The organism is Variovorax sp. HW608, assembly GCF_900090195.1.
Taxonomy (GTDB): domain Bacteria; phylum Pseudomonadota; class Gammaproteobacteria; order Burkholderiales; family Burkholderiaceae_C; genus Variovorax.
Map to the genome: position 1 here is coordinate 3,670,730 of NZ_LT607803.1, position 14,317 is coordinate 3,685,046.

The window sequence follows — 14,317 nt, forward strand, 5'->3', positions numbered from 1 at the left end:
GGAGTTTGTGGAACGCGCGATGCCTACACGTTCGGGAGATCGCGGTGGGTGAACGGCCCGTCTGCCAAGCGCTTTCCAGTCTGCCGGCGACCTTAATCTTTTGTGTTGGCCCATCGCGACATGAGCACTTGCGGATGAACCGATGAGGCTCTTAAGATGTGTCCATCCTTCAAGACTTTTTGGAATCGACATGCTGAACCACGCAACCACCATCGAGCAGGCCGCCATCGGCATGCGCGTGGGCGCGTGCATGTCCATGGGCTCGCGCACCTCGGAACGAAATTCCAAGCAAGCAGTGATCGAACGCCCACCGATGTCCAACTTCATTTCCCAGTCTTAAGGAGCTGATCCATCCGGCTCCGCCAGGAGCCCAGAATGGTCAGCAAGAAGAAGCCCAACAGGATCCCGCCCGGTTACGGCGTCCACCGGAACGCAGTCGGTCCGCAAGATCTCCCCAAGGATGTTCATCTCCTCGTGCCGGCTGTGCTGGTCGAGCAACTGGAACTCGAAGCTCTCGAGAGAGAGCGACTGGAGTACGAGGAAGCGGCTCGTGCTCGCGCCGCAGCCGATGCTGCCTACAAGGCGAGGCGGCTGGCCGAGGAGGAAAGAATCGAGGCGGAGATTGCTGCAAAGCCACCACCTCCACCGGCCCATCGGCCGTCCTTGACGCCGTACCAGGCTGCGCAGGCATTGACGGTGCCCGCGGAACTGCCTTCCGCGCCGCCCGGCGCCGTTGCGGTGTTCGACTGGGAGGCTGCGCGCGAGCGCTTTGATGCCCTGAAAAACAACCCTGCGAGTGGCGACAGGGATGTTGTGGCGCGGGATCTGAGACACTTCGCCAAGGCCATGGCCGAAGGACCTTGGCGCTCGATCGCTCGACCGCTTGCCTGGCGCGAGGATCTTGCGCAACTGGCCTCCGAGATGCCGAACTTCGCCCCTGTCGTGGACGCGATCGGCCGCGCGCTTGCGCTCGCAGACCTGACGGGTCGCCCACCGGCGCTGCCGCCCATCCTGTTGCTTGGCGAGCCCGGCGTCGGCAAGACCCATTTCACCCATCGGCTGGCAGAGGTTCTGCAGACCGCGATACATCGGCAGGCCTTCGACAACCCCCAGTCGAACTCGGGCCTACGCGGTGCCGAAAGATATTGGGCCAATACGTCTGTGGGCGCGTTGTGGGAACTCATCGTTCTCGGCAAGCAGGCAAACCCGATCGTCTTGCTGGACGAGATCGACAAGGGCGCCCAGGGCGGCAACAACTATCGCCCTGTCGATGCGCTGCTCACCTTGCTCGAGCCGGTCACGGCTTCAAAGGTGAAGGACATGAGCGCCGATTTCGAGTTCGACGCGAGCTACGTGATCTACGTGGCGACTGCCAATGATGCGGAACGCATCAGCGCGCCGGTGCGTTCTCGCTTCGTCGAGTTCTTCATTGAAGAGCCCGACATCGATGGGCGCCTCGTTCTGGCTCACAGCATCTTCCGAGCGACCCTGGAGCGCATGGTGCCAGTCGAAAGCGTTCGCGCGACTTTCGAGCACGCGACGAACCTGCAGATGTGCCGGCTCGCCTGGCTCACGCCGCGCCAGATCCGCATGGCCTGCGAGCGGGCTTTGGGGGCGGCCGCGTACGAGGGACGTCGCCACTTCGAGGATGCGGATTTCGATCTGCCGGCTCGCACGGCGTCGGCCCCTCCGAAGCCGAAGGAGGGCGGTGACGACGAGGTCTTCATATTTGTGGTCGGGAGTTGAACCGGTATGAACGACATCACGCCAGCCTCTCTCCATGCGCGCTTCCCCTACATGTTTCCGCTCGAAGGGGAGGCGCGCCGCCGCGCTTACACGTTCTTCCGAGGGTGGTTGCCGGCCTTGGTACAGGCCCGCGAAGACATCGATGCGCGACTCGGTGCAGACAAGCGTGGCTTTCACTGGACGAGGATGCGGGAGAAGTTCGGCTCGCCAAGCTTCGCCTATCAGATGGTCGGCAAGGCGCGCGTGGCGATCAATATCCATCGGCCGACCGAAGTTCATCGTCACGAATGCGAGCCCGCCCAGGGACATGATCCGGTCGCTCTCGCGATCAATGAGATCGTTCTGCGGCTGGAGCTCAGGCTGAGATGCCGGTGCATCGTCTGCGGCGCGCCGGCGGAGATCAACAACGACCGAGGTCCTTGGGCATCGCTCTGCCCAGAGCATCGTGCGGACACGTTCGATGAGGGCCACAAGGACTGGAAGGGTTCTATCTGGATGTCTGCCAGTGACTGGGGGTGGCCGAACAAAGAGGAGGAGCGGAAGTGATCCTGTTCCTCGATTTCGATGGCGTCCTGCACCTCGAAGGCGAGGGCCATCTCCCGGTGGAGTCGCCTTTCTGCTTCTTGCCGCGACTGGAAGCATTGCTGCGCGAGTTCGCGGAGGTGCGAATCGTCATCAGTTCCATGTGGCGAGAGCGCCATACGCTCGACCAGCTTCGAGAGTTCTTCTCCGACGATCTCCGGCATCGCATCGTTGGCGTGACGCCGTTGCCTGTTCGCGGTCCTGGGGGTTACGCGCCGGCACGACGTGAGGGCGAAATCCTGGCCTGGCTGGAGACCCACGGCGGCGTCGAGCAGCCTTGGGTCGCGCCTGATGACGCCGAGTGGCAATTCGACCGATACCTCCACCGCTTGGTGGTCTGCGGATCGTTCGTCGGCTTTGATGAAGCCGCGGAATTGGCTCTGCGCGCTCACTTTGAAGGCTTGGCGAAATGAAATTGCTGATCATCTCCGACCTGCATCTGGAGTTCGCACCGTTCGAGCCACCAGGTGACCTGGACTTCGACGTAGCAATCCTCGCCGGCGATATCCATTGCCCTGCGGTCAAGGCCGCTCGTTGGGCTGGCGATGTCGCGCGCTTCGGCGGCAAGCCGGTGGTCTATGTCCCGGGCAACCATGAGTTCTACGACACACGAATGGACCAGACGCTCGCAGAGGCTCGGACCGCTGCATCGTCCCTCGGTGTCCATCTGCTTGACGGCGACCAGGTCGTGATAAACGGAGTGCGCTTTCTCGGCGCGACGCTTTGGACGGATTTCGAGCTCGCAATTGACACGCCAGACGGCCGGCGCAGCGACGCATCCGTGAGCATGAGGAAGGCAAGCAACCTCATGAACGACTATGCCCTGATTCGCGCTGCCGATGAAAGCGCCGAGCCCGACACCTGGCGCGCTCGCCACGGGCGGAAGCTGGAGGCCGCAGACACGCGCCAGATTCATCTGAGGCAGCACAGATGGCTGAGCGCCATGCTTTCCGTGCCCTTTGAGGGGCCCACTGTCGTCGTCACGCATCACGCGCCGCATCGCGGCTCCCTTTCCGAGCGATACGCGCGGGATTGGGTGTCGGCCGCTTTCGTAAGTGAACTACCGGAGGTGTACTTCGACGTGCCCGCGCTCTGGGTGCACGGCCACTGTCACCAGAGCTTTGACTATCGGGTGCGCTCTTGCCGCGTCGTTTGCAACCCCCGCGCCTACGTCAACTGGAGCGGCAGGACAGAAAACGGCAACTTCGATCCAGGCTTGGTGCTCCACGTGCCGGATCGGAAGGATGGGCATCGCACATGACCAGAGATATCTATGTGTCAGCGGCCGAGGCCGCCGCCTTGCTACGCGAAGGACAGCAGTACCGTCATGATCGCTTGCGGGCGGCTGACATGATCACAGTTGAGGAGGCCGGGTTGATCATGGGTGTGGACGACTCGACGATCGCGGCTTGGATCGTCGCCGGCAAGTGCATCGGGCTTGGAGACCCGGACGGCGCGATGAAGCTGCCTCGATGGCAGTTTGAGCCTTCGGCGTGGTCGTCGATTCAGCGAATCGGTCGATCGCTGGGCACGAGGGACTGCTGGCAGATCTTCGACTTTCTTGAAACCCCGGCATCGGCGCTGGGCGGCTTGACGCCGCGAGTGGCGCTCGAGCAGGGGATGCCGGTCCAGCGCGTTCTGGCCGCCGCAACCGCCTACGCCCACTGACCGACCATGAAGCTTCTGATACTTTCCGACCTGCACGCTGAATTCGAGACGTTCGAGGTCCCGACGGGGCTGGACTATGACGTGGCCATCTTGGCGGGTGACATCGTCGCGCCTGGGCGCGTGGCTGCGCGCTGGTTGCGGCACCCCGCGCGCTTTGGCGACAAGCCGATCGTGCAGGTCGCTGGCAACCATGAGTACTACGAGACCGTGCTCGATCAGGAAGAGGCTGAGATGCGCAGACAGGCGCAAGAGCACGACGTTCACTTCCTCAATTGCGACGAGGTGGTGATTGGCGGCGTGCGATTCCTGGGGTGCACTTTGTGGACCGACTTCCGGCTGCGAATCGACAACCCGGGCTTCGCGGGGCAGCCGGTGCGTCTGCTGTCGGATCGATGCCGCGCGATGGTGGAGAGCTCCCGCTACCTGGCTGACTATTCAGCCATCCGGATCGAGGACCCTGGAACTTCAAACTCGCGCGGCTCGCGGCGCCTGGTACCGATGGACACCCTGCGGATCCATAGGCGGCACCGATCCTGGCTTCGCAGACGGGTGGCTGAGCCATTCGACGGGCCGACGGTCGTTGTGACCCACCATGCCCCGCATCGGAACTCGCTTGCGGCGCGCTACGCGCAGGACTGGTCTTCCGGCGGCTTCGTCAACGAAATGTTGAGCGAGTTCTTCGAGGTGCCCGTCCTTTGGGTTCATGGACACACCCACGACAGTTTCGACTATGAAGTCGGCGGCTGCCGCGTCGTGAGCAATCCGCGCGGCTATCTGAACTGGCACGGCGAGTTCGAGAACGCGCGGTTCAATCCCGGCTTGGTGTTGGAGGTCTGACCTATGAGGTTGCTGATCCTCTCGGACCTGCACCTTGAGTTCGGTGCCTTCCAGGTACCGGACGTCGAGTTCGATGTCGCCATCCTGGCGGGTGATATCGCTGTGCCGGCGACCAAGGCGATTGCTTGGATCCGTCGGGCAACAAACTTCGGAGAGACGAAGCCCGTGATCTTCGTGCCAGGAAATCATGAGTTCTATGCCGACGTGTTGTCCAGTGGATTGGCCAACATGCAGCGCGCCGCTGCCGGAACGAATGTCTATGCCCTCGATTGCGGCGAGGCAATCATTGGCGGCGTTCGCTTCCTCGGATGCACTTTATGGACCGACTTCGCACTTCGGATCGATACGCCCGATGGTCTCAAGGTGGATGTCGAGCGCGCGGCCGGCGAATCGGGAACCGTGATGTCGGACTACAGGGCAATCCGGATCTTGCAGAGCAGAGGAACCGAAGCGATGCCCAGCAAGGAAAAGCCGTTCAAGCGCGCGCTGCGCCCCGCTGACACGATCGCCCTGCATCAAGCACATCGCAAGTGGCTCCGTCAAAAGTTGAACGACCCGTTTGAGGGACCAACGGTCGTGGTCACGCACCACGCACCCCATCGCGGCTCATTGTCTGCACTCTACGCATCCGACTGGGTGTCCGGTGCGTTCGTGAGCGAGTTGCGGGATCACTTTTTCGAGGTGCCGGTGCTCTGGGTGCATGGCCATACGCATACCAGCTTTGATTACAAGGTGGACAACTGCCGGGTGGTATGCAACCCCCGCGGCTACATGCTCGGGCGAAGCAGGGCATCCAACGAGAATGAGGGCTTCAATCCTGCGCTTGTCGTCGAAGTTTCTTAACGGGCGGAAAGGGGCGCGGCGGCTTTTCGCAGTGGGCGAGTGGGAGGGGCCATTTGTCTCGCTCGGTCTGCTCGTCGTGTGAATGCCACGCGGCCAATAGGGGCTTCCTTTGGGCCAGAGTTCCGCAACCCGGAAAGACCAAGCGGACTTCAAGGTCTTTCGACTTTCTGAAGGCGGAAAACTCCTGCAAAATAGAACGATCGTTCGTTTTATTTTCCCGCTCGATGCCACCTCGCCCCGCCGCCACCGCCAAGACAGCCCGCGCGCCCCAGAAAGGGCAGCAGACCAAGGCCGTGATCATCGACGCGGCCCTGAACCTCGCGGCCCAGATCGGCCTGGAAGGGCTGTCGATCGGCGCGATCGCGGAAGTCACGCAGATGAGCAAGTCGGGCGTCTTCGCCCACTTCGGTTCGCGCGAGGAACTGCAGATCTCGGTGGTGCGCGAATACCACACCCGCTTCGAGCAGGAAGTCTTCTACCCGGCGCTCGACGAGCCGCGCGGGTTGCCGCGCCTTCGCGCCATGTTCGCGAACTGGATGAAGCGCACCTCCGCCGAGATCGATTCGGGCTGCATCTACATCAGCGGTGCGGTGGAATTCGACGACCGGCCCGGCCCGGTGCGCGATGCGCTCGCCGATTCGGTCAACACCTGGCTCGCCGCCATGTACCGTGCGGTGGTGCAGGCCAAGGCCGAAGGCCATCTGCAGGAGGATGCGGACGAGAAGCAGATCGCCTTCGAGATCCACGCGCTGATCCTCGCCCTGCACTACGAAGCGCGCTTCCTGCGCTCGCCCGATTCGCTGGCCCGCGCCAATGCGGGCTTCGACAACATCCTCGCGCGCTCGGCTTCGCCGGACGCCCCCGGCATGGCCCTCGACGCCGCGCGGCGCCGCCTCAAGACCGTCCGCTGATCGCGCCGGTCCGACCCATTTTCTTTTCAACCTTTCAGTTTCACTTTCCGGAGATCTCCACATGCCCGCCTACAACCCTCCTCTTCGCGACATGCAGTTTGTGATGCACGAGGTCCTGAATGTCACCGCGGAGCTCAAGGCCATCCCCCGGCATGCGGAGGTCGACGTCGACACCATCAACGCGGTGCTTGAAGAAGGCGGCAAGTTCGCCTCCGAAGTGACCTTCCCGCTCAACATCAGCGGCGACGAGGAAGGCTGCGTGCTCGACAAGACCACGCATGAAGTGAAGACGCCCAAGGGCTTCAAGGAAGCCTACGCGCAGTACATCGAAGGCGGCTGGGCGGCGCTGTCGTGCGATCCGGCCTTCGGCGGCCAGGGCTTGCCGTTCGTCGTCAACCAGCAGTTCTTCGAGATGCTGAATTCGGCCAACCAGGCCTGGACCATGTACCCGGGCCTCTCGCACGGCGCCTACGAAGCCCTCGCCGCGCATGGCACCGACGAACAGAAGAAGACATACCTGCCCAAGCTCGTCACCGGCGAATGGACCGGCACCATGTGCCTGACCGAACCCCATTGCGGCACCGACCTCGGCATGCTGCGCACCAAGGCCGAACCGCAGGCCGACGGCAGCTACAAGCTGACCGGCAACAAGATCTTCATCTCGGCCGGCGAGCACGACATGGCCCAGAACATCATCCACCTGGTGCTCGCGCGCCTGCCGGATGCGCCGAAGGGCAGCAAGGGCATCAGCCTGTTCGTGGTGCCCAAGTTCAACGTCAAGGCCGACGGTTCGCTCGGCAGCCGCAACGGCATCTACTGCGGCGGCCTCGAGCACAAGATGGGCATCCACGGCAACGCCACCGCGCAGATGGTTCTGGAGAACGCTGTCGGCACGCTGGTCGGCGAACCCAACAAGGGACTGGCCGCGATGTTCGTGATGATGAACGCCGCGCGCCTCGGCGTCGGCAACCAGTCGCTGGGCCTGACCGAAGTCGCGTTCCAGAACGCGCTGGCCTATGCCAAGGACCGCATCCAGATGCGCTCCCTCTCTGGCGTGAAGGCCAAGGACAAGGAAGCCGATCCGATCATCGTCCACCCCGACGTGCGCAAGATGCTCATGACCGCCAAGGCCTACGCCGAAGGCGGCCGCGCGCTCGCCACGTTCTGCGCGCTGCTGCTCGACAAGGAGCATGGCCACCCCGACGAGAAGGTCCGCAAGGACAGCGGCGAACTCGTCGCGCTGCTGACGCCGATCGTGAAGGCCTTCATCACCGACAACGGTCACATCTCGACCAACGCCTGCATGCAGGTCTTCGGCGGCCACGGCTTCGTCAAGGAATGGGGCATGGAGCAGTTCGTGCGCGACAACCGCATCAACATGATCTACGAAGGCACCAACACCATTCAGTCGCTCGACCTGCTGGGCCGCAAGGTGCTGGGCAACAACGGCGCGACGCTCAAGAAGTTCGGCAAGCTCGTCGGAAAGCTGGTGGAAGAAGAAGGCGTGAACGAGAAGATGAGCGAGTTCATCACCCCGATCGCGGTCCTCGGCGACCAGCTCACCAAGTTCACGACCGAGATCGGCTTCAAGGGCTTCCAGAACCCCGATGAAGTCGGCGCCGCCGCGGTCGACTACCTGCGCGTCGCGGGCCACTTCGTGTTCGGCTACCTGTTCGCGCTGATGGCGCGCACCGCGCTGCGCGAGATCGCGGCCGGCAACACCGATCCGTTCTACCAGGCCAAGCTGCAGACCGCGCGCTTCTACTTCGCGAAGCTGTTCCCCGAGACCGCGACCTTGATGCGCACCGCGCGCGCCGGCGCCGCGCCGCTCATGAACACCGACGCCGCCTTGGCCTGAACGCCATGAAGTCCTTGCTCGCATCGATCCTCCTGCTCGCCGGCAGCGCGTCGGCGATGGCGCAGATGAGCCCCGTGGGGCTCTGGCGCAGCGTCGACGACAAGACCGGCGAATCGAAGGCCGAGATCCGCATCGCCGAATCGGGCGGCGGGTTGCAGGGCCGCATCGAGAAGACGCTCCGCAAGGACGCGAAGCCCGATGCAGCCTGCGACGAGTGCACCGACGACCGCAAGGGCAAGCCGATGGTTGGCCTCGACATCATCCGCGGCGGCAAGAAGGCCGAGGGCAAGGACGTCTGGGAAGGCGGAAAGATCCTCGACCCTGAGAACGGCAAGGAATACCGCGCCAGCTTCACGCCGATCGATGGTGGCAAGAAGCTGGAAGTTCGCGGCTATCTGGGCCCCTTCTGGCGTACCCAAACCTGGACCCGCGCGCAGTGAGCGCGGCCACTCAATCAAGTAGCAAACACACCATGTCCAGATTCCAAGTGAAAAAGGTCGCCGTGCTCGGCGCCGGCGTGATGGGCGCGCAGATCGCGGCGCATCTCGTCAACGTGCGCGTGCCGGTCGTGCTGTTCGATTTGCCGGCGAAGGACGCGACAGGCAATGTCGCTCAAGGTGCCGCGAAGAACGGCATCGTGAGTCGCGCGATCGACAACCTCAAGAAGCTCAAGCCCGCACCGCTCGGCGACCTCGCCGATGCCGCGCTGATCGAGCAGGCCAACTACGAAGACGACCTCGCCAAGCTCGGCGAATGCGACCTGGTGATCGAAGCGATCGCCGAACGCATGGACTGGAAGCTCGATCTCTACAAGAAGATCGCGCCGCATGTCGCAAGCCACGCGATCCTGGCTTCGAACACCTCGGGCCTGTCGATCACCAAGCTCAGCGAGGCGCTGCCGGAGGCGCTCAAGCCGCGCTTCTGCGGCATCCACTTCTTCAACCCGCCGCGCTACATGTTCCTGGTCGAGCTGATCAACACGCCGACCACCGAGCCGCAGGTGCTCGACCAGCTCGAAGCCTTCGTGACCAGCACGCTCGGCAAGGGCGTGGTGCGCGCGCACGACACGCCCAACTTCATCGCCAACCGCGTGGGCATCGCCGGCATGCTGGCGACACTGAAGGAAGTCGAGAAGTTCGGCCTCACACAAGACGTGGTGGACGACCTCACCGGCAAGAAGCTCGGCCGCGCGAGCTCGGGCACCTTCCGCACCGCGGACGTGGTCGGCCTCGACACGATGGCCCACGTCATCAAGACCTTGCAGGACAACCTCGACGAGAAGAGCGATCCGTTCTATCCCAACTTCGCGACGCCGCCGGTGCTTGCGAAGCTGCTCGAACTCGGCAACCTCGGCCAGAAGACCAAGGCCGGTTTCTTCAAGAAGGCCGGGCGCGACATCCTGCGCTTCGACTTGGCGAAGGGCGAGTACGTGCCCTCGGGCGAGAAGGCCGACGAGGTCTACGGCCGCATGCTCAAGAAGCCGGCCGGCGAACGCCTGAAGCTGCTGCGCGAGAGCGAAGGCGCGCAAGGGCAGTTCCTGTGGGCGATCCTGCGCGACAGCTTCCACTACGCGGCGCTGCATCTGGCGACCATCGCCGAAAGCGCGCGCGACATCGACTTCGCGATGCGCTGGGGCTTCGGCATGAAGCAGGGCCCGTTCGAGCTCTGGCAGGAAGCCGGCTGGAAGCAGGTCGCGACCTGGATCCAGGAAGACATCGAAAGCGGCAAGGCCCTGTCGAGCGCGCCGCTGCCGAAGTGGGTCTTCGAGGGCCCGGTGGCCGAGGCCGGTGGCGTGCACACGCCGCAGGGCTCGTGGAGCGCATCGGCCAATGCCTTCGTGCCGCAGCGCCGCCTGCCGGTGCACGAGCGCCAGCTCTTCCCCGAAAGCGTGCTCGGCGCGAACGCACCCGACGCGAACCAGGCCGGCACCACGATCCAGGATGAAGGCGACGTGCGCATCTGGACGCTCGATGGCGAAGTGCTGATCGCGAGCATCCACTCGAAGATGCACGCCATCAGCCCCGACGTGGCCGAAGGCCTCTCGGCAGCGGTCGATCTGGCCGAGAAGGACTACAAGGGCCTCGTGATCTGGTCGCCCGACGAGATGTTCTCGGTCGGTGCGGACCTGCAGGCGATGCTGCCGGCCTTCGTCGTTGCCGGTATCGGCGCGGTCGAAGCGGCCGAAGAAGAGCTGCAGAAGGTCATGCTCAAGATCCGCTACGCCAACGTGCCGGTGATCTCCGCCGTGCGCGGCATGGCGCTGGGCGGCGGCTGCGAGCTTGCGATCCATTCCGCGAAGCGCGTTGCGGCGATGGAAAGCTACATCGGCCTCGTCGAAGTCGGCGTGGGGCTGGTCCCCGGCGCGGGCGGCCTGACCTACATCGCACGTCGTGCCGCCGAGAACGCCTCGGCTTCGACCGGCACCGACATCCTTCCTTTCCTCACCGAGGGCTTCACCGCCGCCGCGATGGCAAAGGTTGGCACCGGTGCACTGGATTCGAAGAAGCTCGGCTATCTGCTCGAAAGCGATGTGATCGTTCCGAACAAGGACGAGCTGCTCTATGTCGCGCTGCAGCAGGCCAAGGCGATGGCCGACGCCGGCTGGCGTCCGCCGCTGCGCCGGCAGTTCAAGGTCGCGGGCCGCAGCGGCGCCGCGACCATCAAGGGCCAGCTCGTGAACATGCGCGACGGCGGCTTCATCAGCCAGCACGACTTCCACATCGCGAGCCTGATCGCCCACGTGGTGACCGGCGGCGATGTCGATGCCGGCAGTCTCGTCACCGAGGAGTACCTGATGACCCTCGAACGCAAGGCCTTCTGCTCGCTGATCGTCCATCCGAAAACGCAAGAGCGAATCATGGGCATGCTCTCCACGGGCAAGCCCGTCCGCAACTGATACGCGGCAGGAACACTCATGAAACAGATTCAAGACGCCTACATCGTTTCCGCGACCCGCACGCCGATCGGCAAGTCGCATCGCGGTTACTTCCGCAACTACCGGCCGGACGACCTGCTCGCCACCACGCTGAAATCGGCGCTCGCGGCGGTGCCGAACCTCGATCCGAAGGTGATCGAGGACATCATCTGCGGCTGCGCGATCCCCGAGGCGCAGCAGGGCCTGAACGTCGCGCGCATCGGCGCGGTGCTGGCGGGCCTGCCGACCAGCGTCGGCGGCATCACGGTCAACCGCTTCTGCGCTTCCGGCCTGTCGGCGGTGCAGATGGCGGCCGATCGCATCCGCGTCGGCGAAGCCGAGGTGATGATCGCGGCCGGCGTGGAGAGCATGAGCATGGTGCCGATGATGGGCAACTCGCCCTCGCTGTCGCCATCGATCTTCGAGCGCGACGGCGACGTGGGCATCGCCTACGGCATGGGCCTCACGGCCGAGAAGGTCGCGCAGCAGTGGAAGGTCAGCCGCGACGCGCAGGACGCCTTCGCGCTGCAATCGCACCAGCGTGCGCTCGCCGCGCAGCAGGCCGGCGAATTCGCCGCCGAGATCACGCCGATCGAGGTGACGGACCGCATCCCCGATCTCGCGACCGGCGAAGTGATCACCAAGAAGCGCACCGTCAATCTCGACGAGGGCGCGCGCCCCGACACCACGATCGAAGGCCTCGCCAAGCTGCGCACCGTGTTCGCCGCGCGTGGCACAGTGACCGCCGGCAACAGCTCGCAGACCTCGGACGGCGCGGGCGCGCTGATCCTGGCGAGCGAGAAGGCCTGCAAGCAGTTCGACTTGAAGCCGCTCGCGCGCTTCGTGAGCTTCGCGAGCAAGGGTGTTCCGCCGCACATCATGGGCATCGGCCCGATCGAGGCGATCCCGGCCGCGCTGCGCTACGCCGGCCTCACGCAGGACCAGATCGATTGGTTCGAGCTCAACGAAGCCTTCGCCGCGCAGTCGCTCGCGGTGATGAACACGCTGGGCCTCGATCCGGCCAAGGTCAATCCGATGGGCGGCGCGATCGCGCTGGGCCATCCGCTGGGTGCGACCGGCGCGATCCGCTCGGCCACCGTGGTCCATGCATTGCAGCGCAAGAAGCTCAAGTACGGCATGGTCACGATGTGCGTGGGCATGGGCCAGGGCGCCGCGGGGATCTTCGAGAGAGTCTGATCGTTCAGGGTTTGTGAGGAGGCGCGGCGTCCCCGAGACGACTGCGCCGCTCTTTGTCACGGAGGCACACTGGCGCCATGAAGACAACGCATCCCCTCGACAAGACCCTCGCGCTGGCGCACAGCGACATCCGGGCGGGGCATTTCACCGGCACCATGGGCCAGGACTACTGGAACATGGTCGGCCCCTTCGGCGGCACGACGGCGGCGATCATGCTGCAGTCGGTGCTGAAGCACCCCGACCTGCTCGGCGACCCGGTGGCGCTCACCGTGAACTACGCCGCCGCGGTCGGCCCCGGCGCGTTCGAGATCCAGGCGTTGCCGGTTCGCACCAACCGCTCGACGCAGCACTGGACCATCGCGATGTCGCAGGCCGACGCCGAGGGCCGCTTGCACGTCACGACCACCGGCACCGTGGTGACCGCGGTGCGCCGCGAGACCTGGAGCGCCAACGATCTGCCGATGCCCGATGTGCCCGCGCCCGAAGCGGTGCCGCGCCTCGCGATCGGGCCCAAGGGCGTCGCGTGGCTGCAGCGCTACGAGATGCGCCCGGTCAGCGGCACGCTGCCGACGCAATGGGACGGCGGCGGCGACCACAGCGAGACGCTCATGTGGCTGCGCGATGATCCGGTCCGTCCGCTGGACTTCGCGTCGCTCGCGGCGCTGAGCGATACCTTCTATCCGCGCGTGTGGCTGCGGCGCGCCACGCCGGTGCCGATCGGCACGGTGTCGATCACGACCTATTTCCATACCGACGCATCGCTGCTCGCGCAGGTGGGCAGCGGCTACCTGCTCGGCCGAGCCACGGGGCAGCAGTTCCGCAACGGCTATTTCGACCAGGCGGCGCAGCTCTGGAGCGAAACCGGCGCGCTGCTCGCGACCAGCAACCAGATCGTCTACTTCAAGGAATGAAGCGATGGCATCCACCAAGGCCGCACTGATCGTCGGCGCCGGCGACGCGACCGGCGGCGCGATCGCCCGCCGGTTCGCCCGCGAGGGCTATGCCACCTGCGTCACGCGCCGCAGCCTCGACAAGCTCCAGCCGCTGGTCGCGCAGATCGAAGCCGAGGGCGGCAGGGCGCATGCCTTCGCGAGCGATGCGCGCAAGGAAGAGGAGGTCGTCGCGCTCGTCGAGCAGATCGAATCCACCATCGGTCCGATCGAGGTGCTGGTGTTCAACATCGGGGCCAACGTGCCGGAGAGCATCCTCACCGAAACCGCGCGCAAGTACTTCAAGGTGTGGGAGATGGCCTGCTTCGCGGGCTTCCTCAACGCCCGGGAGGTCGCCAGGCGCATGGTGGCGCGCGAGCTGGCCGCCGCCGGGCCGCCCCAAGGCGGCCGAGCCTCCCCCGCGGGGGGTGGCGAAGCACACGAAGTGGCAAGCCAGGGGGGCCTGGTGACAGCGGAGGGCGCGCACCGGGGGACGATCCTGTTCACCGGCGCGACCGCCTCGTTGCGCGGCGGCGCCAACTTCGGCGCCTTCTCCGGCGCGAAGATGGCGCTGCGCGCGCTCGCCCAGAGCATGGCGCGCGAACTCGGCCCGCGCGGCATCCACGTCGCGCACACGATCATCGACGGCGCGATCGACACCGAGTTCATCCGCACCAACTTCCCCGAGCGCTATGCATTGAAGGCGCAGGATGGCATCCTCAACCCCGAGCACATCGCCGATGCCTACTGGATGCTGCATTCGCAGCCGCGCGATGCCTGGACCCACGAGCTCGACCTGCGCCCGTGGTCCGAAAAGTTCTGAGGAGACGAT

15 protein-coding genes are annotated in these 14,317 nt (G+C 64.8%); all 15 read left to right on the forward strand.

The features are described from left to right. Nucleotides 1-190: 190 nt before the first annotated feature. The 15 genes from VAR608DRAFT_RS37115 to VAR608DRAFT_RS17320 all read left to right on the forward strand — a co-directional run bounded on the left by VAR608DRAFT_RS37115 (nucleotide 191) and on the right by VAR608DRAFT_RS17320 (nucleotide 14,308). Nucleotides 191-340, forward strand: coding sequence for a hypothetical protein (locus VAR608DRAFT_RS37115; RefSeq protein WP_157731038.1), 150 nt, complete (start codon nucleotides 191-193; stop codon nucleotides 338-340). Between the two features lie 35 nt (nucleotides 341-375). Next, on the forward strand, nucleotides 376-1,746 hold the full coding sequence (locus VAR608DRAFT_RS17255; RefSeq protein WP_088955166.1) for an AAA family ATPase: 1,371 nt from the start codon (nucleotides 376-378) through the stop codon (nucleotides 1,744-1,746). A gap of 6 nt (nucleotides 1,747-1,752) precedes the next feature. Beyond that, complete coding sequence (locus VAR608DRAFT_RS17260; protein ID WP_088955167.1) at nucleotides 1,753-2,292, forward strand: hypothetical protein; 540 nt, start codon at nucleotides 1,753-1,755, stop codon at nucleotides 2,290-2,292. Continuing rightward, nucleotides 2,289-2,741, forward strand: a complete 453-nt coding sequence (locus VAR608DRAFT_RS17265) for an HAD domain-containing protein (RefSeq protein ID WP_088955168.1) — start codon at nucleotides 2,289-2,291, stop codon at nucleotides 2,739-2,741. The genes VAR608DRAFT_RS17260 and VAR608DRAFT_RS17265 overlap by 4 nt, the downstream gene beginning before the upstream one ends. Further along, nucleotides 2,738-3,589 carry a metallophosphoesterase gene (locus tag VAR608DRAFT_RS17270; RefSeq protein WP_088955169.1) on the forward strand — a complete coding sequence of 284 codons (852 nt, stop codon included), beginning with the start codon at nucleotides 2,738-2,740 and terminating at the stop codon, nucleotides 3,587-3,589. The genes VAR608DRAFT_RS17265 and VAR608DRAFT_RS17270 overlap by 4 nt, the downstream gene beginning before the upstream one ends. Next, nucleotides 3,586-3,996, forward strand: coding sequence for a hypothetical protein (locus VAR608DRAFT_RS17275; RefSeq protein WP_088955170.1), 411 nt, complete (start codon nucleotides 3,586-3,588; stop codon nucleotides 3,994-3,996). Before VAR608DRAFT_RS17270 ends, VAR608DRAFT_RS17275 begins: the two co-directional genes overlap by 4 nt. A gap of 6 nt (nucleotides 3,997-4,002) precedes the next feature. Then, the gene (locus tag VAR608DRAFT_RS17280) at nucleotides 4,003-4,833 is read left to right on the forward strand and encodes a metallophosphoesterase (protein ID WP_088955171.1); all 831 of its coding nucleotides are present in this window, start codon (nucleotides 4,003-4,005) and stop codon (nucleotides 4,831-4,833) included. A 3-nt stretch (nucleotides 4,834-4,836) separates the two neighbouring features. Continuing rightward, nucleotides 4,837-5,676 (forward strand): metallophosphoesterase, encoded by an 840-nt coding sequence (locus tag VAR608DRAFT_RS17285; RefSeq protein ID WP_088955172.1) that lies wholly within the window; start codon nucleotides 4,837-4,839, stop codon nucleotides 5,674-5,676. A 224-nt stretch (nucleotides 5,677-5,900) separates the two neighbouring features. Then, on the forward strand, nucleotides 5,901-6,587 hold the full coding sequence (locus VAR608DRAFT_RS17290; protein WP_088955173.1) for a TetR/AcrR family transcriptional regulator: 687 nt from the start codon (nucleotides 5,901-5,903) through the stop codon (nucleotides 6,585-6,587). A gap of 61 nt (nucleotides 6,588-6,648) precedes the next feature. Beyond that, a complete protein-coding gene (locus VAR608DRAFT_RS17295) occupies nucleotides 6,649-8,445 on the forward strand; it encodes an acyl-CoA dehydrogenase C-terminal domain-containing protein (RefSeq protein ID WP_088955174.1) in 1,797 nt (598 codons plus the stop codon). 5 nt (nucleotides 8,446-8,450) lie between these two features. Then, entirely contained in the window at nucleotides 8,451-8,885 is a 435-nt protein-coding gene (locus VAR608DRAFT_RS17300) for a DUF2147 domain-containing protein (protein WP_088955175.1), read from the forward strand. 32 nt (nucleotides 8,886-8,917) lie between these two features. Further along, the gene (locus tag VAR608DRAFT_RS17305; protein ID WP_088955176.1) at nucleotides 8,918-11,341 is read left to right on the forward strand and encodes a 3-hydroxyacyl-CoA dehydrogenase/enoyl-CoA hydratase family protein; all 2,424 of its coding nucleotides are present in this window, start codon (nucleotides 8,918-8,920) and stop codon (nucleotides 11,339-11,341) included. 18 nt (nucleotides 11,342-11,359) lie between these two features. Then, the gene (locus tag VAR608DRAFT_RS17310; protein WP_088955177.1) at nucleotides 11,360-12,556 is read left to right on the forward strand and encodes an acetyl-CoA C-acyltransferase; all 1,197 of its coding nucleotides are present in this window, start codon (nucleotides 11,360-11,362) and stop codon (nucleotides 12,554-12,556) included. A 77-nt stretch (nucleotides 12,557-12,633) separates the two neighbouring features. Beyond that, nucleotides 12,634-13,467, forward strand: a complete 834-nt coding sequence (locus VAR608DRAFT_RS17315) for an acyl-CoA thioesterase (protein WP_088955178.1) — start codon at nucleotides 12,634-12,636, stop codon at nucleotides 13,465-13,467. Between the two features lie 4 nt (nucleotides 13,468-13,471). Next, nucleotides 13,472-14,308, forward strand: coding sequence for an SDR family oxidoreductase (locus VAR608DRAFT_RS17320; protein WP_088955179.1), 837 nt, complete (start codon nucleotides 13,472-13,474; stop codon nucleotides 14,306-14,308). The last annotated feature ends 9 nt before the right edge of the window (nucleotides 14,309-14,317 follow it).

Excerpts from the sequence above, each read along its gene's own strand:
- VAR608DRAFT_RS17290 (WP_088955173.1), top strand. The coding sequence starts at position 5,901 with ATGCCACCTCGCCCCGCCGCCACCGCCAAGACAGCCCGCGCGCCCCAG.
- VAR608DRAFT_RS37115 (WP_157731038.1), top strand. The coding sequence starts at position 191 with ATGCTGAACCACGCAACCACCATCGAGCAGGCCGCCATCGGCATGCGC.
- VAR608DRAFT_RS17270 (WP_088955169.1), top strand. The coding sequence starts at position 2,738 with ATGAAATTGCTGATCATCTCCGACCTGCATCTGGAGTTCGCACCGTTC.
- VAR608DRAFT_RS17320 (WP_088955179.1), top strand. The coding sequence starts at position 13,472 with ATGGCATCCACCAAGGCCGCACTGATCGTCGGCGCCGGCGACGCGACC.
- VAR608DRAFT_RS17285 (WP_088955172.1), top strand. The coding sequence starts at position 4,837 with ATGAGGTTGCTGATCCTCTCGGACCTGCACCTTGAGTTCGGTGCCTTC.
- VAR608DRAFT_RS17315 (WP_088955178.1), top strand. The coding sequence starts at position 12,634 with ATGAAGACAACGCATCCCCTCGACAAGACCCTCGCGCTGGCGCACAGC.
- VAR608DRAFT_RS17295 (WP_088955174.1), top strand. The coding sequence starts at position 6,649 with ATGCCCGCCTACAACCCTCCTCTTCGCGACATGCAGTTTGTGATGCAC.
- VAR608DRAFT_RS17255 (WP_088955166.1), top strand. The coding sequence starts at position 376 with ATGGTCAGCAAGAAGAAGCCCAACAGGATCCCGCCCGGTTACGGCGTC.
- VAR608DRAFT_RS17275 (WP_088955170.1), top strand. The coding sequence starts at position 3,586 with ATGACCAGAGATATCTATGTGTCAGCGGCCGAGGCCGCCGCCTTGCTA.
- VAR608DRAFT_RS17310 (WP_088955177.1), top strand. The coding sequence starts at position 11,360 with ATGAAACAGATTCAAGACGCCTACATCGTTTCCGCGACCCGCACGCCG.
- VAR608DRAFT_RS17280 (WP_088955171.1), top strand. The coding sequence starts at position 4,003 with ATGAAGCTTCTGATACTTTCCGACCTGCACGCTGAATTCGAGACGTTC.
- VAR608DRAFT_RS17300 (WP_088955175.1), top strand. The coding sequence starts at position 8,451 with ATGAAGTCCTTGCTCGCATCGATCCTCCTGCTCGCCGGCAGCGCGTCG.
- VAR608DRAFT_RS17260 (WP_088955167.1), top strand. The coding sequence starts at position 1,753 with ATGAACGACATCACGCCAGCCTCTCTCCATGCGCGCTTCCCCTACATG.
- VAR608DRAFT_RS17305 (WP_088955176.1), top strand. The coding sequence starts at position 8,918 with ATGTCCAGATTCCAAGTGAAAAAGGTCGCCGTGCTCGGCGCCGGCGTG.